We start from the raw sequence: 23,620 nt of genomic DNA, 5'->3' as shown, positions 1-23,620 counted from the left end.
GTAAATTGCGCAATAACAGTGATATGGACTTGCCCCTAACCTTAATGGGATCGAAAGAAGTGGAGCCAAGGTAATGAGGCTTAATAAAGGCAGAATAAGAAATATCCCCTCACTTATTCCACTTAATCCGGTACCCTTATTCCACTCAATGAGTAAACCAGAAGTCATCATAATAATACCGAGCCAACGGGGAAATTTATCAGCCCTAAGGGCACTCCCTAAAAATGCCAGTAACGATAAGGCTACAACTGTATACTCTAGCCATTGAATCTTGAGAAAGTACTGAATTAAAAATAACACACACATTCCTATAATGAGGTAACTGCGCATAGCTGTCTCCTTATAGAAAAAGAGAAAAAAGGAAACCTCTTAATCACTTAATCAAATTTAATATTTTTTCATTTTCATAGTAGCCATTATAAACCTACATTCAATCTTTTAAAATGAACATTCTCTGAAAATTAACAATTTCTTATAAAAAATAAACTCAGTCTTATTAAAAGTTGAGTCATGATTTTAAAGTTTTAATTTTTTAATAAGTAAAAGCAATAGTTAATGATATTAGAATTATCCAATATTTTTTATAGAGTGGAATGGTTTCGATAATATAGGACATTCGTACAAGCAATTAATCCTCTAGAAAATATGATACATAAATTATATTTTTTTGGAGGACAAATATGGAAAATAATCAACTGTTTTTTGCTATATTAGAAGGTTCAGAAGAGGTCCCACCTGTTCGAACAGATGCTTTTGGGTTTGCAAAATTTAAAGTTAGCAGAGATGAAAAAAGGATTGGATATCGCCTAACTGTAAATAATCTTGATAATTTTACGCAGGCTCATATTCATTTAGGGAGAAGAGGTGTAAACGGTCCTGTAGTCGTCTTTTTATTTGGTCCAGCTGACCCTAGTATAAGTGTAAAAAAAGGAGTCGTTGAAGGAATCATTACAGCAGATGATCTTGTTGGTCCCCTAATGGGACAATCACTTTCAGATTTAATAGACCTTATGAGAGATGGAAAAACATATGTCAATGCACATACAGTCCAAAATCCTGACGGAGAAATCCGCGGACAAATCAAACAGTTTAACAACCATTGCTAATTAAAACAGTAATAAAAGCAAACAGCCATCAAACGATGGCTGTTCATATTTTATGATATTTATTTCTCTTTCAACGGGTATTAATTTTTCGCTAACTTTTTCAGCAATTTATCATTCGATCTGGTTTGATTTTCTTCTAGGGTTTCCTCTTCAGGTTTTGCTCGTTTAATATAGAACGCAAGAATCAAGGCAACGCCAATAATAATAGCTGATATAAGGAAGGTAAAGTTAATTCCTTCTAACATTGCTTCCAGAGCAATTTGTTGCTGCATTTCCGCGAGGGCTGTTTCTGATGGCTGCTCGGTTATTTTTTGCATGGCGGATTCAGTAAGTTCTTTTCCATACGATGCTGACCGATTAGACATAAGAGTAATCAATAAACCTGTACCGATGGCAGCTGATACCTGCTGCATGGTATTGTTCATCGCCGTACCATGGGGATAAAAACGAGGCGGCAATTGATTCAATCCATTGGTCGACACAGGCATAAACACCATTGACATTCCAAACATACGAATAGCATGTAAAAAAACCATATACATATAGGTCGTTTCAAACGATAACATGCTGAATAAATAGGTAGTAACGGCTGTAATGAACAACCCTGTAATGGCTAATATACGACCGCCAAATTTGTCAAACAATCTTCCGGTAACGGGAGACATGAAAGCATTGACAAGGGCTCCCGGCAATAACATTAATCCTGCATCCAATGGAGAGATCCCTCGAATGGTTTGAACATAAATAGGGAGAAGTAGAAAACCTGAAAACATCGCAATATTTACGATCATCGAAATAGCCGATGAAAGAGCAAACATGTTATATTTAAAAACCCTGAAATTCAGCATTGGCCGCTCTTGCTTCAATTGGCGTAAGATAAACCAAACTAATGAAACAACCCCAATGATGATAGTCAAATAAACCTGCGGGCTGTCCCACCCTTTACTGCCAGCTGAACTAAACCCATAGAGCAAACCACCAAAACCGATACTTGACAGCAATAACGAAAAGAAATCAAGCTTGATATCCACTTTCTCTTTTTTATCTTTAAGCTTCAAAAAGCCTATAAAAAGAATAATCGCTGCAATTGGTGTAACAAAGTGGAATAACATTCTCCAATCATAATGTTCAATAATCCAGCCAGACAAAGGACCAATTGCTGGCGCAAACATTAGAATGAGTCCGAAAACACCCATAGCCGTTCCTCTTTTTTCAATCGGAAAACTGACTAACATGACGTTCATTAAAAGCGGCATCATAATGGCAGAGCCAGAAGCCTGTATCATCCGAGCAGTTAATAGCAGAGGAAAGTGATGAGCAATACCTGCGATAATAGTACCTGCTGTAAATAGCCCCATAGCGACTAAGAATAAACGCCGGACTGTATACTTTTGGATTAGAAAAGCGGTAGTCGGAATCATAATCCCGTTGACCAGCATAAATCCTGTCGTCAGCCACTGAACCGTAGCTATATCAACATCTAAATCCTTCATAATGGAAGGTAACGCTACATTTAATAAAGTATTATTTAAAAATGCAATAAAGGCCCCAATCATTAATACAGCGATAATACCATAGGGCGGCCTTTCAGCTTTATTTATGGATTGTACCATTCGTATGTATCCCCCAGTTGAAGTCTTATTAATTATTTTTCCCATTTTGAACCATAAAATCTATCATAAACTACCATTCTTTTATTTCAATATATATAAATACAGAAATTAACAAGTATCTACTCCTCTGTATAACAAAAAACTCGTAACCTAACAAGGCCACGAGTTTTTGCTTTTTATTTAATTTTGTACTTTAGGAATTTGATCCCGTTTATATAAATATTGCAAAGCAAGCAAGATTGTAAACAATACTAACCCGACTATATCAGATATATTTTCCGGGTAGATTAAGCATAAACCTGCTCCAAGAGACGCAATACGTTCGATCCAATTTAATTTTCGCATCCAAAAACCAATTACCCCTGCACTTATGGCTATCATTCCAATAAAGGCCGTAAATACAACCCAAATTAAATAAGTCCAAGTGGTATCAATCATTAGCAATTCTGGCGACAAAACAAACATATAGGGAATGATAAAAGCTGATATGGCAAGCTTTGTTGATTCCACGCCCGTTCGAAAAGGCTCCCCGCCGGATATTGCTGCTGCAGCAAAAGCAGCTAGAGCCACTGGCGGAGTAATATCGGCCACAATACCAAAATAAAACACAAACAAGTGAGCCGATAAATCTGGAACTCCTAATAAAATGATTGCTGGAGCTGCAATGGTTGAGGTAATGACATAATTAGCAGTTGTCGGAGATCCCATCCCTAATATTAAGGAAGCAATCATTGTTAAAAACAAGGTAGGGAGCAGTGCTCCTCCAGCAAAATCGAGCAGACCATTTGCCATTTTCAATCCTAGTCCTGTTTTCGTTACCACACCAACGATGATCCCTGCAGAAGCACATGCAGCGGCAACACCTAATGCAGACCTGGCTCCATCTACCAAGGCATCAATGATTCCTTTAAATCCAATTCTTGTATTTTTATTAATCGCACTGACCACAACCGTTATGACAATCGACCAAAGTGCAGCACGAATGACACTCATTCCTGAACTTAACAAAAGAACAATAGCAATAATAGGAAGTAACAAATAGAGTTTCCCAAGAACTTCTTTCCTGCTTGGCATTTCTTCTTTTGTTAACCCGCGAAGACCAATTCGCTTTGCCTCGAAATGTGTCATAATCCAAATTCCTGTAAAATAAAGCACTGCTGGAATTGCTGCAGCCTTTGCTATCTCCCAGTAACTAATACCCCCGATGAATTCTACCATTAAGAAAGCTGCTGCTCCCATAATTGGCGGCATTAACTGTCCTCCAGTGGAGGAAGACGCTTCAACTGCTCCTGCAAACTCCTTTTTATAACCAAGATTTTTCATCATCGGTATCGTAAAGGCACCCGATGTTACCACATTTGCAACGGAACTCCCGCTAATCGTTCCTTGCAAAGCACTTGAAAAAATAGCCACCTTTGCAGGACCACCTACACTCCTCCCGGCAATGGCAATGGAAAGGTCGTTAAAATACTCCCCAACCCCAGTCTTGATTAAAAAAGAGCCAAACAATAAGAAGAGAAAGATAAAGGTGGAGGATACACCAATCGGTGTACCAAGAATACCTTCCGTTGTATAAAACATCGTCTGCACCAGTCTATCCAACTCTAGCCCTCGATGCGCAATTACCCTCGGCATATAAGGTCCAAATACTGCATAGCCCATGAAAACAATTGCAATAATGGTAATCGGAAGACCAACTGTCCTACGAGTAGCCTCTAATACTAGTAAAATCGCCGAAAGACCAACAAAAAAATCAATCTGTGTGATATTTCCCGTCCTTAAGACCAAATCATCAATCAAGGCTGGCCAATAGGCACCAACAATTACCGATATAATTGCAAAGATGATATCATACCAAGCTACCTTATACTCTTTTCCCCTATTTTTCTTTCTAGCTGGAAATAATAAGAATATAAGTGCAAGTGCAAAGCCCAAATGAATGGAGCGTTGCAGCTGAGCTGTTAACATACCGAATATACCTGTATAGACATGGAATAATGAAAAGGCCAGTAAACCAGCAAATGCAATCCAGCCTGCAGCCCCTTTTAACTTCCTAGTTCCTGCCTCTGGATCATATTTTTCCAAAAGCTCCTGCTGTTTCGCTTCAGACAAGGCGGTATCATATTGACTCAAGGATATTCACTCCTTTCCATAGCTTCAAAAAGTTCAATTTACGGATTTCTACCTTTACTGAGGTGCCAGGTTTTATCGAACGGTTTAATGGATATTCAATATTCTTAAATATTACCTTATGATTGGCACGGACCTGTCCGATTCGTAAATGGAAGAAAGGAAATTCCTGTTTCATATTTTTGATGTAATAGGCTCCACCCCTTTGCTCAAAGGTTTCTCCTTCCTCAGCATTTGCTGGCATTCCGATAGCAAAATCCTCATACATCAGCTCATATAGTTGGATCAAGTTGGCGGGAGTAATTTTAAAGCTTTCAATGACATCTGATAAATGAATGGAATGCGTGTATTTGATTTGGAAAATAGTTTCGTCTTTTATAGGAATGTAAGCAAGTTCCTCTTGGCTGTGATTTGGCTGGAAGACAATTGCTCTCTGGAATGGTATGAATGCTAAGACAATTAGGTTAATAAAGAAGACTAATAGATATGGGATTATTTGAAGTTTACGCATTTCCCCCTCCAATTCAGTAGAAAAGGAGGCCGGCTGCTGTCAGCCGGCCAGGTAATTTTAGAAAAAGGGAATCATTTACTCTGCTTTGATGCCTTTTTCATCAAAGTATTTCTGTGCACCAGAATGAACCTCAATCCCCACACCATTTAAAGCATTTTCAACTTTAATTAATTTCCCTTTTGCGTGTGTCACTTTATCAAGATTTTCAAAAATGGCTTTCGTAATCTCATAAACAACGTTCTCGGAAAGATCACCGCTAGCTACTAACATCGCTTGAACAGCAACTGTTGTTACCGCAGACTCCAATCCATACGTCCCTGAAGCTATCTCTTCCTTTACATAGAATGGATACTTTTCAATGATGCTATCGATTTTGTCCTGTACAATAGGAACAATGACCACATCCTCCGTTGCCCCAAGACTTTCAACCGCTCCTGTAGGTGTTCCTGCTGTTACGAAAGCGGCATCAATCGTACCATCTTGAATACCTTGTGTAGATTCATCAAATGATAAATCTTGTTTTTCAATATCCTCAAATGTCATTCCATGTACTTCAAGAATCTGCTCTGCATTTGCTACTGTACCAGAGCCAGGTGCACCAACAGATACCTTTTTACCTTTCAGATCTTCAACGGAAGTAACTCCGGAATCCTTGGTCGTTACAATCTGAATAGTTTCTGGATATAACGTAGCAATGGCCTTTACGTTGTCAACTTTATTGTTTTCAAACATTAATTTACCGTCCACAGCATACGAAGCAATATCTGTTTGGGAAAAGGCAATTTCAGCATCGCCATTCTTAAGCGTGGTCATGTTCTCTGCCGAAGCACCGCTTGTTTCAGCATTCGTGTCAATTCCTGTTTCATCTTTAATAATCTCAGCAAAAGAACCTCCTAACGGGTAGTAAGTTCCCCCAGTACCACCTGTTAATATACTAATAAATTCTGGTTTATCTTCTTCATTTGCAGGTTTTTCCGCACCTTCATCTTTGTTTCCGCACGCTGCAAGAATCATAGAGAGTGTTAAGATAAAGACCATTGACAGATAAAACCTTTTCTTTTTCAAAAAAATTCCCCCCTTTTTATAAATTGCTGTCCATCACTCAATACTTATTAATGATAAGGTAGAAACTTGTCAAATTTGTCAACATTAGTTCTTTTGACCTACATTGATAACAAAAAGAAAAACCCTCTCGATAGTGAGGGTTTACCACATACTTATCTACGTTTCTTCTTAGCATTTTTCGTCATTCTTCCTATTAAAAATGCCCCTGCAGCTACGCCGATAATTGTGTTTGTTTTTTTGTTAAAAACTTGCTTTGCAACTAGATTTAAGTTTTGAGGTCTTTCTGCAAGTCGTCTCATAAAATAACCATACCAGTCATTTCCAAATGGAACATACGTACAGAAGTTATAGCCTTCGCTTGCCAATTGAAGTTGAAGTTCTTTTCTAAAACCATAAAGCATTTGAATCTCAAATTGTTCATTTGGGATGTTGTTCCTTTTAACAAATTCCTTCACATGGTTAATAATGTGATGATCATGTGTTGCAATTGAAGTGAATTTTCCGTTTAATAAATGCCACTCAATTAATTTAATGAAGTTTGCATCGATATCTTTCTTATCTTGGTAAGCGTATTCAGCGGGCTCCTTATAAGCCCCTTTTACAATACGTAAACGGTAGTTTTTGTATTTTTCTAGGTATTCATCAGCACGCAGCAAATAAGCTTGAATAACACTTCCTACGTTGTCATATTCCTTGGACAAATCATCCAAAATATCAAAAGTAGGCTGTAGGTGGCTAGTATCCTCCATGTCAATATTAACAAAAATACCATAGTTGTTTGCTCTATCAACGATTTCTCTAAGATTGTTTAAGCAAAAGTTGTATTCAATATCCAAACCTATTTGAGTAGGTTTTAAAGAAATATGCGCATCCACCTTATGCTCATGTATCGCTTCAATAACGTTAAGAATTTGTTCCTTCGCTTCTGTCGCTTCTTCTTCTTTAAAGACAAATTCACCTAGGTTATCTACTGTACAAGAGATACCGTGTGCGTTTAACTCTTTAATACTTTTTATTACTTCATCAATATTGGTACCGGCAACAACACTTTGTGCACCCAATTTTAAGCCATACTTTTTAGCTGCACTATTTAAAAATTGATTTTGAGATAAGCCTATAAAAATATCTTTCAACATAGCGATTACTCCTTGCTGTTGTTATTTCAATATTATTTTAGCATAAGTTTTTTAAATTAACCTTATATTTTCAAAAAAATTGTATGCGCTTTATTCTCATCAAAAAAAGACCGCCGAGATTATTCTCGAGCAGCCTTCATTGTAAGCTTTTATCTTCTATTTCGATTACGCAGGAATGTTGGGATATCTAACCCATCTTCTGATTGTTGTCTTTGTCTTTCATTACTTTGTACCGGCTCTTCTTGAACACTTTGCTCACGTCGTGAAAAACCTTGTGACTGTGGTCTAGAATTCGTGTCCCTTGTAGGAGCAGCCGCACTTTTTCTTGAAGAAAGTTCTGTTTCAGAAAAACCAGTAGCGATGACCGTTATCATAATCTCATCTTTAAAGTCTTCATTGATAATCGAACCAAAGATCATATTTAATTCCTTGTCTGCAGCAGAGGAAACAATATCTGCAGCTTCTTGAACTTCATATAGACTTAAATTGCTGCCGCCTGTGATGTTCATTAGGACTCCCTGTGCTCCATCAATCGAAGTTTCAAGTAATGGACTAGAAATAGCTTTCTTCGCTGCTTCTACTGCACGGTCTTTACCTTTAGCTAAACCAATACCCATTAAAGCTGTACCTTGATTAGACATAATGGTTTTAACATCAGCAAAATCGAGGTTGATTAATCCAGGAACCGCAATTAGATCGGAAATTCCTTGTACACCCTGTCTGAGCACGTTATCCGCTTCACGGAATGCTTGAATCATAGGAGTCTTCTTATCTACGATTTGCAGTAAGCGATCGTTAGGGACAATAATCAATGTGTCTACTGCTTCCCGCATCAAATCAATCCCTGCTGCTGCATTGGTTGCACGTTTACGGCCCTCAAATCCAAATGGACGTGTCACAACACCAATGGTTAAAGCACCAAGTTCACGGGAGATTTGGGCAATAGCTGGCGCAGCACCAGTACCAGTTCCTCCGCCCATACCAGCGGTAACAAAGACCATATCTGCTCCTTTTAATACTTCTTGGATCTGTTTTCTACTTTCCTCGACGGCATTCCTGCCAACCTCAGGATTAGCACCTGCACCTAAGCCTCTCGTTAAGGTTGCGCCAATTTGCATTTTAATTTCTGCTTTTGATAGTTTAAGTGCTTGAGCATCTGTATTAACCGCGATAAATTCTACGCCTTGAACGCCGTCCTCTATCATCCGGTTAACGGCATTATTACCGCCGCCGCCAACACCAATAACTTTAATTCTTGCAACTTGATCTATGTCCATTTCAAAATCCCACACGATAGATTTCCTCCTGCTCCCGCATAATTCTTTGCCTCATATTCAAAATTCAAAAAATTCAAATGAGTATTTTTAGGTTCTAAAGCTTATAGCAGATTTATTACACTAGTATAAATTATAATCTAACTAAAGCATATTTTTGTGAATTTTGTCGAAACTTTATTCTTAAATTCTATTTTAACAAAAAACTGGGGATTTTTATATAGTCCTGTAGTCATTCCTCTTTTTTTTATCATTAAAATTTTGTTACAAACATATAAAAGGCTCAGTTCAAAGACTGAGCCAAGAATTATGAGAATATACTTTTAATACTTTCGATTAATTCTTTAAAGAAATCTGCAACTTTTTGCAGAAAATTCTTGTCGCCTACTGCTTCTTCAATCCGTTGCTGAATGTCATTAGTAAGATTTTCAAGCTGTAATTTAACATTATCAAAATTAATATTTAGGTCTCTCATTTTTTCAAATAAGTCTAGTAACAGCTGTCGGTCTTCTGGACTTAAGTTGATCTCCAGGGACTTTAACTTCTCATCAATAATGGCAGCAAGTTCTTCTTTTGTTGCTGGATTCTGCTCTGCTATTTCCTTTTTAATTTCAGTTAATAGCTCACTAACCTTATCCTGATCTAACCCTTCCTTTTTAGCCAAGTCAGTTGCTAAGTTCAACTCTTCATTGGCAACCTCTGTCCGTTCTTTATTTAAACCTGCACCTTCTCCTGCATCATAGGCTTTATATATTCCTACTAACGCAGAATGTCCGCTTACTTTTACCGGAGAAGCCACATCCACAACGGCATCCTGAATACCAGCAGTCAACAAGGCGTTTGCATACATTTCATTGGTAACCTCTGTAATATTTTCGGGAGTTACCTGATTAATAACAAGTCCTTCACCTGAATCTTTTCTCGTAATTTTAGCGGAGGAATACATATTAGAGTGTGGATCACCTTTAATATAAGTAACAAGATCTTCTCCTGAAACAGTAATCTCTTTTACCTTGCTTGTATCCTTTACCTTTAATAGCTCCCTAACTTCATCCTTTTGAGCCTCTGATAATGCTTCTCCATAAACCACGATTGGCAGCCCGAACTTTTCGTTGATACTTTCTTCATTATTGCCATTAGTATTCGTATCGGCGAACACCTTGCTTGTACTACTTACTGAAAAAAGTAAAGCAAGAATAATAGCAAATGCCGTCACCTTATAAAAACGTTTCATATAATCTCTCCTTAACAAATTTCTAAGTTGCTACAACCAAAAAGACGAATAAATAGGCAAATAGGTTTCAACTAGATAACGTTATAGTGTGTGAAAAATAGGAAAACCATCCCGGAGGATGGCCTCTACCCTTTTGCAAAGCACCGAATTTTTCTTAAAAAGAAAAAGTAAAACAGACAGGAGAAAACTCCTAAAAAGAAAAAACCCGATATGACTGAAATATATGACGAGATGATTCCAAATACGATGCCGACTGTAAACGTAAGGATGCTCTCAATCAAGGATTGTATGGACTCCATTGTGGCTCGTATGTCTGAATTACCATGATGGTGAATATATCCAATTACAACAGGATCCATTACCCCACTAGCTAAAAAGATGATTAGAATCATAATTAAGCCGATACTGCCGGGAAAAATAGCTGTCATAAAAAAGCACACAGTGGTGATTCCTAGAATAAATAGAATGATTGATTCTGCAATAAAATAGCTAAGCAGATACGAAGCAAGTAGGTTTCCTGGAATTCTTGCCAGCGATATCAAAGCTGAAAATACTCCGAAAAAAAGCACAGAATAGCCAATTTCATCTAAATAAAGCTGCCAAAACTCATCTAAATACGTGATGCAGGCACAAATAGCCATTGCATGCGTAATAATCGAAACTAACTTTGGATTGGATTTATAAATAGAAAAAGATTTTCTAATATAAAACATAAAATTTTCCTGTATCGTTTGTGTATCTCCATTTAGACTTATCCTTGAAGGCTCTTTTACTAACAAAGTGAGTACAAAAGCAAGGAACATGCTTATTGCCGAAAGAATATAGTTAAACTCAAAACCATAATATTTTGCTAGGACTCCCCCCGATAGTGCTGCAATCAATGAGCCGACAAAATCGAGTGAATTCATTCTCCCGACAATTTTTTCAAATGATTTTTGCTTTTGGACTGCTTTCAGTGAGTCATAGAGGAGTGCATTCCAGGCACCACTTGTACAGGCGCTTGAAATTCCTGCTAAACTCACTACCAAGGCAAATGTCCAAAAGTGATGGGCAGATAGCAGCATAATATATTCCAACATTGATAAGAATGCACCCAAAACGAGCAATGGTTTTCGCCCAAATTTATCGGCTAAAACCCCTGTAGGTATCTCAAAAATGACAATTGTAACGGCATAGATAATTTCGCAAAGTACAACCATTAAGACCGACATACCCCGCTGCTCCCAGAACAATCTTTCAATTACGTATGCAGGGATAAGGTTATGGAAAAATGTTATTAAGTACAGTTTATAAATGTTTTTTACCATCATCCAGATAACTCCTCCTCATTTCTCTTTTTGAAAGAAAAATCTAAGGAGGCGGCCGGATGGACTTTTTAGATTAACAAGGGGGTCTTACCACATACATAAAATCAACTCCTAATTTTTTTACTTGCTACTATTTTAGTTTAAAGTTATGAATTTAGTACACAACTTACATCTCATTTAAAAGCTTTTTTACCCCTAGAATGATATCAAAAGGCATTACGCCATAGTGCGATAGAACTTTTGCTTTTTCTTCACCAGCTCGTGCATGTAAATAACTAGCAGAAATAAGAGCATGTAAAGGTGTAGCTCCTTGAGCAAGAAACGAGGCAATAAGCCCTGTGAGAATATCACCACTCCCGCCTTTTCCTAAAGCATCATGACCGTACGGATTGATATATAGCTCGCCAGTAGGTGTGGCAATGACCGAGCGGTGACCTTTCAATAGCAAATAAATAGAATGCTCCTTCGCGAAATCGCTGGCAATTTCAAGTCGATTTTCTTCCACTTCTTTTACCGTTTTATTTAGCAGCTTTGACATTTCACCTGGATGAGGAGTCATTATTACAATACCTTTATAGTTATCCAGCACGTCCAATTGGTTTCTGAGCAAGAATAATGCATCTGCATCAATCACTACGGGCTGAGTTAGATGAGAAAATAAGGATTTCATCCATGCTTCCCCTTCTTGAAATCTACTCATTCCCGGTCCAACTGCAACCGTGTCAAATTGATGAAGCATGGGTGAGATAGTGTGAATTGCCTCATCAGAAAAATGTCCATTCTCAGCAGGCAAAGGCAGTAATAAAGATTCAGGATTTTGTGCAGCGACCATTGGATAAATCGTACCTGGAACAGCTAACGTGACTAATCCCGCCCCTGAATGGAGTGCAGACTTTGCTGAAAAGATGGGTGCACCTACAAATTGCAAAGAACCGCCTAAAATCAGCGCATGACCGAAGGTTCCCTTGTGGCCATGTTTGGGTCTGACTGGAACGGAGGCAATAGCCAGTTCTTCAGTAATGAGCCTAGGCATTTTAAGCCCCAATTCCTCAACAATCAAGGGTGGCACAGAAATATCGACTGCCTTCCACTCCCCAACATATTGGGGTCCTTCATTTAAAAAGAACCCTTTCTTAGGAAACACAAAAGTAATGGTCTTGTCTGCTTTAATAGCGACACTCTCTACCTTCCCATTTTCACTGCTAACACCTGATGGGATATCCACCGAAATAATGGTTTTCTTACCTGCATATGTATTAACCAGCGAAATAACATCATGCAAAGGTTGTCGAACAGGACCATCTACACCCGTCCCTAAAATGGCATCGATTATGATGTCTGCTTGATTCAATTCATCCCGAAGTGTTTGTAAATTGTCTTCTTTGAGTTGGAATAGGGGTAATCCCCTTTTTATGTAAACCTCGGAATGAATTTTTGCATCCCCTTTTATTCGTTCAGGATCTACTAATAGCCATAGTTTCGGACTTAATCCATTATCAAAGAGCCTGCGAGCAATAACAAAACCATCTCCGCCGTTGTTACCACCTCCAGCCAAAACAATCACTCTGGTATTTTTATCAGTAGTATATTGGGAAATTTCCTCAACTACCCTTGCACCTGCATTTTCCATTAACACAGCACCAGGTAAGCCGAGTTTTTCAATGGTGTATTGATCCATTTTTTGCATATCTTTTTGTCCAGCCACAAACATATTCACCACTCCAGTTTAACGTAAGAGTTCTATAGTTTAACTATGAGTATCCCCATAGATAAATCTAGGGGTTTCGAAAGAATAGTCTTAAAAAGCACCATTGTCTTTACGTGGGCTACCACAAGTCCCGCTAGTACATCAGGCCGAAGCCTTCAGCTTTGCATGTCTATTTTTTATGATGATTTTCTGTGGAGCTTGAAGGAATTGATTTTTTTCAAGTCCTTCAAAGGCATTCTTTACATGTTTTCGAACGATATTAAAGGCGCCATTTACATCTGCATGGATTAGAACTTTTGAGCCCTTGATTTTGTAAAAAGCCCTAGTGCTTCGATACCCACTAAAAATAGTTTGGTGTTCTTCTCCGAATGTCGGTATGGGGTCATGGTTCAAGAAACTGGACTTGGAAGTGTAGCTTTCTTACCTATCAATGACTTGAACACCTTTGCGCTCGGCTTTGTATCGAATCATTTCAACGAAAGTTGAATGTGGAATTTGGATGAAGGTCTGCTTATTTGCCTTTTGCATATCAACCCCCAATTTCCAACAAACATTCCTTCCAATGATAATGGTATCAATATTTCTTTCTAAAGCAATTTCCACCACTTTAGAGCTAGCCTTATGCAAAAAATCCATGACTCGATTATTTCTTTTTCGATCCAACGAAATCATTCGTTTAGTGTTAAAAATACCTTCTTTAGGACCTTTGCCATTTCGAATAATACTCATGTACTTGCCCTTTAATTTGTTATAGTATTGATTGATAGATTTTAACCTTGTGCCCTTGATAAGCAGAGGTTTTAGCCCCGTGTTATCAACAATAGTTGCCAGGTTATCTACCCCTAAATCAATACCCATTACTCGTTTTGGCTCAAATATCAATTCATTAATTTGAATTTCAGATCGTTGGATTTCCTTGTCTTGTTTACCTTTAAAAACGATTTCTACTACGTAGCGACCATAGGACGGGACAATTCGAACCTGTTGCAATTTCCCTTCGGATTGAGCCATTTTCCCAGGCTTAACTGTAGGTAGGTTCCAGGTAATTTAAGAACATTTCCTTCTTTGATCGTGGTTATTTGATTGGTTAAATAACATGTGGTTCTTCCATTTTTTTGTTTATATTTTGGAATCTTTGGCTTACTTGAAAAGATTGCAGGATTGAGTTTATATTTCTTAGAGGCTTTAAAGAAACTTTTCCAATCATCATATACTTTTTTCATTGTTTGTTGATTGGATTGGGAGGGCATAGAAGTGTAATCTACTTGTTTCATCACTTTAAATAAGGCTTCTACAAAGCCATATCCAATAAATGATTTTTCATGATGGGGCATCTCAAATGGCTTCAACTTTACATCAATTAATTTGCCGCTTTTATCTACTTTCTTAGGTTTCATCTTTGCTATTTCATAGCTTTTCTGACGAATCTCATTCATTTTAGGTAAATGTGATTCAATATCCAATAGAACCTGAAGTTGATTTTCATTTCTCGTTTCTTTTTTTAGCGCCGTGTAAACCTGTCTAATATAGTAATTGGTTATGTTGTACAAGTTTTTCGCTTTAAAACATAGTGAATCACAGTAATCGAACAATTCATGGTCTGGATGTATTTGTATTTTATAGGCACTATACATTTCGTTCACCTCCCCTCACAAGGAACGCATGTTCTATCCTCACTTTTATCATACCAATATTTTTATAAAAAGTATAGCAAGAGCTCTGACTTTATCCCTCAAAAAATACAGCTTATATCCCCATATCTAAAGCTAGGGGTTTTACGCTGCTTTTTGATAATGTAGTATGATGAAAATGGAAATTATTAAATTAATGGAGGTCATCGTTTTGAATGAGAATTTTAAAGCCTTTGTCGTTGATAAGACAGAAACTGATTTCAGTGTTGGGGTTAAAAGTCTTTCCCTTAATGATTTACCAGCTGGCGAGGTACTGATCAAAGTTGCCTATTCCAGTATTAATTACAAAGATGGATTAGCCAGTATTCCTGAAGGTAAAATCGTAAGGTCTTACCCTTTTGTACCAGGAATTGATTTGGCAGGAGTTGTGGTCTCGTCTGAAGACCCTCGTTATACCGAGGGAGATCAAGTTATTGCTACTAGCTATGAAATCGGTGTCTCCCATTATGGCGGGTATAGTGAATATGCACGAATTCCAGCTGATTGGGTTATACCGTTACCAGAAAACCTTACGTTAAAAGAAGCGATGATCTACGGAACTGCAGGGTTAACCTCAGCCCTTTCTGTTCTAAGACTTGAAGAAAATGGGCTTACTCCTGAAAAAGGGAAAGTGTTAGTTACGGGGTCTACTGGAGGCGTAGGAAGTATCGCCGTTGCAATTTTGGCTAAACGAGGCTATGATGTCGTGGCCAGTACCGGGAAAGAAAGTGAACATGATTATTTAAATAAACTCGGTGCAAAAGAGGTTGTTTCTAGGGACGAGGTTTACAACGGAAAAGTAAAAGCTTTAGATAAACAACTTTGGGCAGCTGCTGTCGACCCAGTTGGCGGAGAATCTTTAGCGGCTATTTTAAGTAAAATCCATTACAATGGTTCCGTTGCTGTCAGTGGATTAACAGGAGGCGGAAACGTACCTGCGACTGTATTTCCATTCATCCTTCGAGGTATTAATCTCCTCGGGATTGACTCTGTCTATTGTCCGATGGAAGTACGCAAACTACTTTGGGAGCGAATGGCAACTGATTTCAAACCGGAAGTTTTAGATTCCATTTTCAAAGAAATAAGACTAGAAGAGCTTCCACAGAAACTGCCTATCATATTACAAGGGCAGGCAAGAGGTCGTTTTATTGTAAAAATTTAAAGGAAAAAGCCACAGAACTTTACTCAAGTTTTTGCGGCTTTTTATGCCTCTTCTGGTTCCCACTTGCCTTGATTTTCACCCTGTACGGGAATCAGAGGCCTCTACTGGTTCCCACTTGCCTTGATTTTCACCATGGACGGGAATCAGAGGCCTCTTCTGATTCCCGCTTGCCTCGTTTTTCACCCTGTACGGGAATCAGAGGCCTCTACTGGTTCCCGCTTGCCTTGATTTTCACCTTGGACGGGAATCAGAGGCCTCTACTGGTTCCCACCTGCCTTGATTTTCACCTTGGACGGGAATCAGAGGCCTCTTCTGATTCCCGCTTGCCTCGTTTTTTACCCTGTGCGGGAATCAGATGCCTCTTCTAGTTCCCGCTTGCCTCGTTTTTTACTTTGAACGGGAATCAGATGCCTCTTCTGAACGACTCTTGCCACGTTTTTCACCTTGTTCAGGAATTAAATGCCCTAGTCTCCCTGATATTTGCTGGCTTGTTTGAATCATAATCGGTCCAAGCTGGGTTAATCTATCCTTGGGCATCCTTGTGGTTGGTCCAGATATACTCACGGCCGCGACTACTTTTCCTAAATGATCAAAAACTGGAGCAGCGATACAGGTTATCCCGTATTCATTTTCTTCCAAATCTAAAGCATATCCTCTTTGTCTTATTTGTTTTAACTCTAGAAGGATTGCCTCGATTGAAGTAATGGTATGGTCTGTATGATAGGGCATTCCTTTTCGGTCCAGGATTGAAAGGACATCATTTTCAGGTAAATGGGCTAGAATGGCCTTCCCAACGGACGTACAATGCATCGGAGCTCTTTTTCCAACCTTTGAATGGGTTCTTAAGGTTTCCGTTCCTTCTAATTTCTCAATGTAGACGACTTCTGCCTGGTCATAGACAACGAGATGAATGACTTCATTCGTCATATTTTCTAGTTCTTTTAGAAAGGGTTTCGCTTCGGACCTTATATCGATGGATTCTAACAGCTTCGAACTAATATCCAGAAACTTATAGCCAAGCTTGTATTTACCTGTTTCACGATCCTGCTCGATATACCCATATTGAACAAGTGTAGAAAGGGTTCTAAAAACAGAGCTTTTATTGATATCAATTTGATTAGAAATCTCTGTAACACCAAGCCCGCCCTTTTTCATTCCCACTAGTGCGATAATATCCAGTGCCCTGCTTACAGACTTCACCACATTATCTCTTTGCAAACTTGCTCACCTCTTTAAGCAGGACTTTGTCAGGGCATTTTTTCAATAAAATGCCCTAACCTCAACCTTAATTAGGATTTGATTGAAAATTTAGCTTTCGCTTCAAGTCGGCGGCTATGCAAGATGGGTTCAGTATATCCTCTTGGCTGGTCATAGCCCTTAAATACAAGATCACAAGCAGCCTGGAAAGCAACAGATTGATCGAAATCAGGTGCCATTGGTCTGTATGCAGAATCTCCAACATTTTGTTCATCCACTACCTTTGCCATCCTCTTCATTGTCTCAACCACTTGTTCCTTCTTGCAAACTCCATGATGCAGCCAGTTCGCTACGTGTTGGCTGGAAATACGAAGAGTGGCTCGGTCTTCCATAAGTGCAATATTATTAATATCTGGTACCTTTGAGCAGCCAATTCCCTGCTCAACCCACCTTACCACATAACCTAGTATCCCTTGAGCATTATTATCAAGCTCAGCTTGAATTTCCTCTTGACTCCAATTTGTATCCTTAGCAACAGGAATTTGCAAAATATCATCTCGTAAATCAGAAATGCCTCCTAAAAGATTATTTTGTACTTCCTTAACATTTACCTGATGGTAATGAAGCGCGTGCAGGGTTGCGGCGGTTGGAGATGGGACCCATGCCGTATTTCCTCCAGCCGATAAATGTCCAATTTTTTGCTCAAGCATACTCTTCATTAAATCAGGCATTGCCCACATTCCTTTACCAATTTGAGCTCTTCCTTGGAAGCCGGTAGACAGACCATTATTAACATTTGATTTTTCATAGCTTTGAAGCCAAAGTGTGGATTTCATTTCATTTTTACGAATCATTGCACCTGCCTCCATGGAGGTATGCATTTCGTCACCAGTCCGGTCGAGGAATCCTGTGTTAATAAAGACAACACGCTCCTGGACTTCCCAGATACAGGCTTTTAGATTTAACGATGTCCGGCGTTCCTCATCCATTACACCAATTTTTAAAGTATTTCTGGCTAATTCTAGTAAATCTTCTGTCTGATTAAATAGCTCATTGGCGAATGCTGCTTCCTCTGGACCATGCATTTTTGGCTTTACAATATAAATGGAGCCAGTTTCGGAATTTTTGAAGGTGGTGTTTCCAATGATTGAATGCTTGGCACATAGAGAGGTAACAACAGCATCGATAATACCCTCTTGTACTTCATTACCGTCCCCATCAAGAATTGCATTATTGGTCATCAAATGCCCGACATTTCGAACGAGCATTAACGCACGCCCAGGCAAAGTGAATTCACTGCCACTTGGTGACAAGTATCGGCGGTCAGGATTGAGTGTCCGTGTTAAGGTTTTATTTCCTTTGGTAAACGTCGTAGAAAGAGTACCTTTATTTAAGCCCAGCCAATTACGATATACGAGTACCTTATCCTGTGCATCCACCGCTGCCACAGAGTCTTCGCAGTCCATAATCGAAGTGAGTGCTGATTCTAGGAGAATATCTTTTACACCTGCAGCATCCGTTTTTCCAATTGGATGGCTGTGATCAATTTGGATTTCAAAATAGTTATCATTATTTTTCAATAGGACAGCTGATGGCTGGGTTGGTTCACCGTTATACCCAGCAAATTTAGCTTCATTTTTCAAACGGACTTGATCCCCATTACGTAAGGTTACCACTAAACTTCCTTGGTCAATGGTGTAGCTAACAGCCTCTTTATGTGACCCAACCTGCAAAGGAACACTCTGGTCAAGGAATTCTCTAGCAAAGGAGATGACTTTCTCCCCACGTACAGGATTATATCCACCTTGTGCCTTAGCATCACCCTCATCATTAATGACATCAGTGCCATATAAGGCGTCATACAAACTACCCCATCGAGCATTGGCTGCATTAATCGCATAGCGGGCATTATCAACAGGTACGACTAATTGAGGACCTGCTTTACGAGCAATTTCATCATCTGCCCCTTCAGTAGAAATGTTAAATTCCTCAGGTTCCGGCAATAGATAGCCGATTTCCTCTAAAAAAGCTTTGTATCTATTAAAATCGAATTCTATATTTTCCCGGTGCCAAGTGTTAATTTTTCTTTGAAGTTCTTCTCTTCTTGCGAGTAATTCCTTATTTTTTGGAGTCAGATTGGTGATGATTTTTTCAAATCCTGCCCAAAATCCTCCCTGTTCTACTTGACTGCCTGGTAATGCCTCAGAATTAATAAACTCATAGAGTTCATTCGCTACCTGTAAATTTCCCACCTTTACATAGTTAACCATATACAATTCCTCCTAGTTATTGTTCACTATTACGAAACAGCGTTTTTATGAACGAACATTACGCTTTCCTTTCTTTTTTTATTTCTACACAACGCCCTGGAGTCGGAAAAAGTTTTCCTGCATTCAAGAGATTATCAGGGTTAAATACTTCACGTATATTCGTTTGTGCAAGGATTTCCTCTTCTTTAAAAACAAAGCGCATTTCTTCACGTTTTTCAATTCCTACCCCATGCTCACCTGTTATCGTGCCGCCAACATCTGCACAAGCTTTCAAACATTGGCTTCCCGCTTCTAAGGCCTTTTCGATTTCTCCTGGCTTACGAGCATCAAATAGAACCAGCGGATGGAGATTTCCATCTCCTGCATGAAAAATATTGGCAATACGCAGTCCAGATTCTTCACTTATTTGAGCGATTTTTCGCAGGACTTCTGGCAGCTTGCTCCTAGGAATGACCCCATCCTGTACTAAATAATCAGGAGAAATGGCACCCATTGCCCCAAAGCCTGTTTTACGATTGGCCCACCACCGTCCTCTTTCTTCCTCATCCTTAGCGGCTCGAACCTCACTGACATTGTTTTTTTTACAAACCTCTATGATTTGATTAATTTGTTCTTCTATACCTGCAGCGATTCCGTCAACTTCAATTAATAGTACCGCTTCAATATCCTTTGGATGGCCTACAGGAAATGCAGCGGCTTCCACCGCCTCAATCGCTGTTTTGTCCATCATTTCCAGTGCCGCCGGAACAATACCTGCTGAAATAATATCTGATACAGCCTGACTTCCATCTTCAACCCTATCAAAATAAGCTAAAACGGTCTGTTTTCCTTCTGGACTTTTGAGAATCCGAACGGTAATTTTCGTGACAATTCCGAGCGTCCCTTCTGAACCAGTCAATAGCCCGAGTAAATCGTAGCCAGGCTCATCCAAAACTCCATTCCCGCCAATCTCGATAATCTCTCCATTTGGCAGCACCACTTCAAGACCGAGAATATGATTAGTTGTTACTCCATATTTCAGACAATGTGCCCCGCCTGCATTTTCTGCGACATTCCCTCCAATTGTGCAGCAATATTGACTTGAAGGATCAGGGGCATAATAATAGCCCTTTTCAGAAATGGAGTTTGTTAGTTTCAGATTGACGAAGCCAGGTTCAACTACCGCTCTCCTATTTTCAAGGTCTACACTGATTAGTTTTTTCATTCGAACCATGCTGATGATCACTTCACCATTAATAGGAATTGCCCCGCCGCTTAAGCCTGTTCCCGCACCACGGGCAAGAAAAGGCAGCTTGTTTTCAGAGCAATATTTAACTATTTGGGATACTTCCTCTGTATTTTTTGGAAAGACAACAGCCTTTGGCAAATGCTTACGAATCGTAAATCCATCGCAATCATATGCGAGCAAATCTACTTTTTTATACAAAATGGAACGAGTGCCACCCACGATTGCTGCGAGATTAATAATATGCTTGTCAGTGGTTTCAAATTTTATGACTGACATCATTCAAATCCCCTTCTTCTTTTTGATAAGCCCAATCGAGCAGCTGTACGGTGTGGACAATCTTTTGATTTCTTCCGTATTTCTGGACACCCAAAGCCATTTGCATCATGCAGCCTGGGTTCCCCATCGAAATCATTTCAACGTCTTCTGGTACGTTTTCCATTTTACTTTTGAGCACTGCATCTGCCATTTCAGGATTGGTAATATTATAGATTCCCGCACTTCCGCAACATCGGTCTGCATTAGGCATTTGAACCATTTCTACGCCTGGAATGTCGAGGAGAATCTCTCGGGGTTCTTTCCTTACCCCTTGGCCATGTGCTAAATGACATGCGTCATGATAAGTGATGCGCGTATTCATCATTGCCTTTGGCTTTTCATATCCAGTGTCATGCAAGTATTTGGAAATATCCACTACCTTCTCTTCGAATTCTTCAGCTCGTTCTTTCCATTCTGGTTCATTACGAAATAACTCTGAATATTCTTTCATCATGCACCCGCAGCCAGCGGCATTGACAATCACCTTTTCCTCATTCTCAAATGCTTCAATATTCTGCTTCGCTAGCTTTCTACCCATCTCTCTGTCACCGGCATGAACATGCAAAGCACCACAGCACGTTTGGTTTTGCGGGATACTTACATCATTTCCATTCCTAGTGAGTACATTGATTGTGGACTCATTGATATCACTAAAAAAAACGTCCATTACACAGCCAGTCAGCATTGCCACTTTATGCTTTGATTCACCTTTAGCTTTTATTTCAGAAGTGAATTTTACACGTACAGACCCTTTTACTTCCGGCATGATTGATTCCATATCCGTTAAATGCTGCGGCATAATATGAATGAGATTTGTTTTTCTGATCATTTTTTGCATACCGCTTTTTTGATAAAATCGTAACAGACCGCCGAGCCACCGTAAGCGATTATGATGGGGGAACACGCCGTGGAGGAAGAACTTATTCACTGCTCCCTTCCATCCATTAAGAGGAATAGCTTGCCTGATTTGACCTCGTGCTTCCTCTATGAGACCGCCAACATCTATATCAACAGGACATGCAGTCGTACAAGCACGGCAATCTAAACATGAAAAGACGGGCTCCGCAAAATGTTCATCCACATTCAGCTTTCCCTCAGCCACTGCTTTAATCAGATAAACACGGCCGCGTGGGGATTGCTGCTCTTCACCACTTTGTTCATATGTGGGACATGATTCCAAGCACATACCACAATGAACACAATCAGCCCACATACTCTCCTGTGGAGGGTCACGCCATAAATAGTTTCCTAGAGAAGAAGTGCAAGGAAGGTCTTGTTTTTCTTTTACACTCATGTTAAATCCCCCCGACAAAACGACTTGGGTTCATGATTTGGTTATGATCAATTTTTTGTTTGATTCCTTCAAAAAGAAAATGGGATGCAGTCTGATCTCCCCAAACGTTCACAATCTTGCGAAGAGAGAATGGAAGATGCTTTACTATCGCATATCCTCCAAGATCAACAGCTTGATCTCTTATCAATCTAATAGCAGAAACGACATCATTACTTGCACCACGAATTGTCATTTGAGTTAATCCTGTTCCAAAACCTCCATGTGCTTCTATGGAAACATGACAAGTATCACCGATCAATTCTGCTTCTTTTATTATCTTTATGACATCGATATTGGTCACACCGATTTTGAGTACTGCTACTGTTGGTGGTAAATTTGTTAATCCATTAGGTTGGTGGAGATAGAATTTATCCCAGAAGGATTTTGCTTCATCTTGTGATAGGGATGTAAGTGTAGTTTTTTCAGGTGTAAAACTCCTGATAACATTTTCTTGGTAGTGAACTGAGCTTTTCACATCTTCAAACGAAATAAGCAATGTATATTGATTAATGTTTGTCAATTTCCCAGCTAATGAGGGGGTTAGAATCTCGAGGCTGATGGGTTCAATCATTGAATCAAGCACCTTGACTGCAAAGGCTTGAATCTCTTCTAGGTTATTTTCAGGAAAGGATACGAAAAGAATAGATTCATATTTTGGAATCGGCCGCAGTTTCAATGTCACCTCGGACACGACACCAAGCGTTCCCATTGCACCGATAAATAACTTATTCATATCATAGCCGGCAACGTTTTTTACCACTTTTCCACCAGATGTGATAAGTGTTCCATCGGGGTAGACCATTCTAAGACCAATAACATTATCCCTAGCTGAACCGTACCCCACTCTTTTTGGTCCACTATCATTGGCAGAAATGATTCCTCCAATCGTGGCATGTTTTGGATAGAAAGGATCCAGTGGAATTTTTTGATTGTACGGTGCTAAATAGTTTTGAATTTCTTGGAAGGGTGTCCCCGATTTCACCGTTAATGTCATATCACCAGGATTATGTTCAACGATTCCAGTATATTGAGCTAATGACAAGAGAATGTCTGCTTTTTCTAACAGCCCGCCATATCCTCTTTTTGTGCCATTTCCCATGATGAAGAGTGAATGTCCTTTCGTGTTTGCATAAGATAAAATTGTAGAAATTTCTTCTTCTGTTTTGGGAGAAATTCTTACTCTTCCGGAATTCCCCAGTGGATGATGTTGGTCCTCTTCTATCTGCTGTAACTCTTTAAAATATGCCTTTATTTCAGACAGACTTTCGTCAATTATCAATTCCTTCACCTCCACTTGTTTCGTAATAACAAACAACGTTTCTCATTTTATAAAAAACTTCCCTTATCATTTCCTCTTTAAT

The 23,620-nt window shown here is 39.2% G+C and carries 18 protein-coding genes; 2 read left to right on the top strand and 16 right to left on the bottom strand.

The features are described from left to right. The first annotated feature begins 695 nt into the window (after positions 1 to 695). Positions 696 to 1,106, top strand: a complete 411-nt coding sequence (locus CHI06_RS02380) for a CHRD domain-containing protein (protein WP_179292513.1) — start codon at positions 696 to 698, stop codon at positions 1,104 to 1,106. An 80-nt stretch (positions 1,107 to 1,186) separates the two neighbouring features. Here CHI06_RS02380 and CHI06_RS02375 read toward each other — a convergent pair whose 3' ends face one another. From CHI06_RS02375 to CHI06_RS02320, 11 genes are all read right to left on the bottom strand, one after another. Then, complete coding sequence (locus CHI06_RS02375) at positions 1,187 to 2,719, bottom strand: DHA2 family efflux MFS transporter permease subunit (protein WP_095246820.1); 1,533 nt, start codon at positions 2,717 to 2,719, stop codon at positions 1,187 to 1,189. 180 nt (positions 2,720 to 2,899) lie between these two features. Beyond that, positions 2,900 to 4,852: a TRAP transporter permease gene (locus CHI06_RS02370; RefSeq protein ID WP_373558125.1), complete on the bottom strand. Its 1,953-nt coding sequence runs from the start codon at positions 4,850 to 4,852 to the stop codon at positions 2,900 to 2,902. Beyond that, a complete protein-coding gene (locus CHI06_RS02365; protein ID WP_095246818.1) occupies positions 4,839 to 5,360 on the bottom strand; it encodes a DUF1850 domain-containing protein in 522 nt (173 codons plus the stop codon). Before CHI06_RS02365 ends, CHI06_RS02370 begins: the two co-directional genes overlap by 14 nt. Positions 5,361 to 5,435: 75 nt before the next feature. Next, positions 5,436 to 6,425, bottom strand: coding sequence for a TAXI family TRAP transporter solute-binding subunit (locus CHI06_RS02360; RefSeq protein WP_095246817.1), 990 nt, complete (start codon positions 6,423 to 6,425; stop codon positions 5,436 to 5,438). Positions 6,426 to 6,577: 152 nt separating this feature from the next. Continuing rightward, positions 6,578 to 7,561 (bottom strand): proline dehydrogenase family protein, encoded by a 984-nt coding sequence (locus tag CHI06_RS02355; protein WP_095246816.1) that lies wholly within the window; start codon positions 7,559 to 7,561, stop codon positions 6,578 to 6,580. 149 nt (positions 7,562 to 7,710) lie between these two features. Further along, entirely contained in the window at positions 7,711 to 8,838 is a 1,128-nt protein-coding gene (ftsZ, locus tag CHI06_RS02350; RefSeq protein ID WP_373558127.1) for a cell division protein FtsZ, read from the bottom strand. A 304-nt stretch (positions 8,839 to 9,142) separates the two neighbouring features. Further along, the gene (locus CHI06_RS02345; RefSeq protein WP_095246814.1) at positions 9,143 to 10,069 is read right to left on the bottom strand and encodes a DUF1002 domain-containing protein; all 927 of its coding nucleotides are present in this window, start codon (positions 10,067 to 10,069) and stop codon (positions 9,143 to 9,145) included. Between the two features lie 125 nt (positions 10,070 to 10,194). Beyond that, entirely contained in the window at positions 10,195 to 11,379 is a 1,185-nt protein-coding gene (locus tag CHI06_RS02340) for an MFS transporter (protein ID WP_095246813.1), read from the bottom strand. 163 nt (positions 11,380 to 11,542) lie between these two features. Beyond that, on the bottom strand, positions 11,543 to 13,087 hold the full coding sequence (locus tag CHI06_RS02335) for an NAD(P)H-hydrate dehydratase (protein WP_095246812.1): 1,545 nt from the start codon (positions 13,085 to 13,087) through the stop codon (positions 11,543 to 11,545). 417 nt (positions 13,088 to 13,504) lie between these two features. After that, entirely contained in the window at positions 13,505 to 14,074 is a 570-nt protein-coding gene (locus CHI06_RS02325) for a transposase (protein ID WP_179292510.1), read from the bottom strand. Beyond that, a complete protein-coding gene (locus CHI06_RS02320) occupies positions 14,032 to 14,718 on the bottom strand; it encodes a hypothetical protein (RefSeq protein ID WP_095246809.1) in 687 nt (228 codons plus the stop codon). The genes CHI06_RS02325 and CHI06_RS02320 overlap by 43 nt, the downstream gene beginning before the upstream one ends. Positions 14,719 to 14,926: 208 nt before the next feature. On the opposite strand from CHI06_RS02320, the gene CHI06_RS02315 reads away from it, so the two are divergent. Then, positions 14,927 to 15,916: an NADPH:quinone oxidoreductase family protein gene (locus tag CHI06_RS02315; RefSeq protein ID WP_257009139.1), complete on the top strand. Its 990-nt coding sequence runs from the start codon at positions 14,927 to 14,929 to the stop codon at positions 15,914 to 15,916. Between the two features lie 387 nt (positions 15,917 to 16,303). On the opposite strand, the gene CHI06_RS02310 is transcribed toward CHI06_RS02315, so the two are convergent. From CHI06_RS02310 to CHI06_RS02290, 5 genes are all read right to left on the bottom strand, one after another. Next, entirely contained in the window at positions 16,304 to 17,134 is an 831-nt protein-coding gene (locus CHI06_RS02310) for an IclR family transcriptional regulator (RefSeq protein WP_095246808.1), read from the bottom strand. Between the two features lie 71 nt (positions 17,135 to 17,205). Beyond that, positions 17,206 to 19,383, bottom strand: a complete 2,178-nt coding sequence (locus CHI06_RS02305; RefSeq protein ID WP_095246807.1) for a malate synthase G — start codon at positions 19,381 to 19,383, stop codon at positions 17,206 to 17,208. A gap of 58 nt (positions 19,384 to 19,441) precedes the next feature. Next, a complete protein-coding gene (locus CHI06_RS02300) occupies positions 19,442 to 20,887 on the bottom strand; it encodes an FAD-linked oxidase C-terminal domain-containing protein (protein WP_095246806.1) in 1,446 nt (481 codons plus the stop codon). Next, positions 20,868 to 22,220: a (Fe-S)-binding protein gene (locus tag CHI06_RS02295; protein WP_095246805.1), complete on the bottom strand. Its 1,353-nt coding sequence runs from the start codon at positions 22,218 to 22,220 to the stop codon at positions 20,868 to 20,870. The genes CHI06_RS02300 and CHI06_RS02295 overlap by 20 nt, the downstream gene beginning before the upstream one ends. 1 nt (position 22,221) lies before the next feature. Beyond that, complete coding sequence (locus CHI06_RS02290; RefSeq protein ID WP_095246804.1) at positions 22,222 to 23,538, bottom strand: FAD-binding oxidoreductase; 1,317 nt, start codon at positions 23,536 to 23,538, stop codon at positions 22,222 to 22,224. Between the last annotated feature and the right edge of the window lie 82 nt (positions 23,539 to 23,620).

The sequence above is a fragment of the Bacillus sp. 7884-1 genome, assembly GCF_002272245.1.
GTDB lineage: Bacteria > Bacillota > Bacilli > Bacillales > Cytobacillaceae > Neobacillus.
This window is presented reverse-complemented; position numbering and strand designations above follow the sequence as displayed.

Excerpts from the sequence above, each read along its gene's own strand:
- CHI06_RS02335 (WP_095246812.1), bottom strand. The coding sequence starts at position 13,087 with ATGTTTGTGGCTGGACAAAAAGATATGCAAAAAATGGATCAATACACC.
- CHI06_RS02320 (WP_095246809.1), bottom strand. The coding sequence starts at position 14,718 with ATGTATAGTGCCTATAAAATACAAATACATCCAGACCATGAATTGTTC.
- CHI06_RS02305 (WP_095246807.1), bottom strand. The coding sequence starts at position 19,383 with ATGGTTAACTATGTAAAGGTGGGAAATTTACAGGTAGCGAATGAACTC.
- CHI06_RS02355 (WP_095246816.1), bottom strand. The coding sequence starts at position 7,561 with ATGTTGAAAGATATTTTTATAGGCTTATCTCAAAATCAATTTTTAAAT.
- CHI06_RS02295 (WP_095246805.1), bottom strand. The coding sequence starts at position 22,220 with ATGAGTGTAAAAGAAAAACAAGACCTTCCTTGCACTTCTTCTCTAGGA.
- CHI06_RS02345 (WP_095246814.1), bottom strand. The coding sequence starts at position 10,069 with ATGAAACGTTTTTATAAGGTGACGGCATTTGCTATTATTCTTGCTTTA.
- CHI06_RS02300 (WP_095246806.1), bottom strand. The coding sequence starts at position 20,887 with ATGTCAGTCATAAAATTTGAAACCACTGACAAGCATATTATTAATCTC.
- CHI06_RS02340 (WP_095246813.1), bottom strand. The coding sequence starts at position 11,379 with ATGATGGTAAAAAACATTTATAAACTGTACTTAATAACATTTTTCCAT.
- ftsZ (WP_373558127.1), bottom strand. The coding sequence starts at position 8,838 with ATGGACATAGATCAAGTTGCAAGAATTAAAGTTATTGGTGTTGGCGGC.
- CHI06_RS02375 (WP_095246820.1), bottom strand. The coding sequence starts at position 2,719 with ATGGTACAATCCATAAATAAAGCTGAAAGGCCGCCCTATGGTATTATC.
- CHI06_RS02365 (WP_095246818.1), bottom strand. The coding sequence starts at position 5,360 with ATGCGTAAACTTCAAATAATCCCATATCTATTAGTCTTCTTTATTAAC.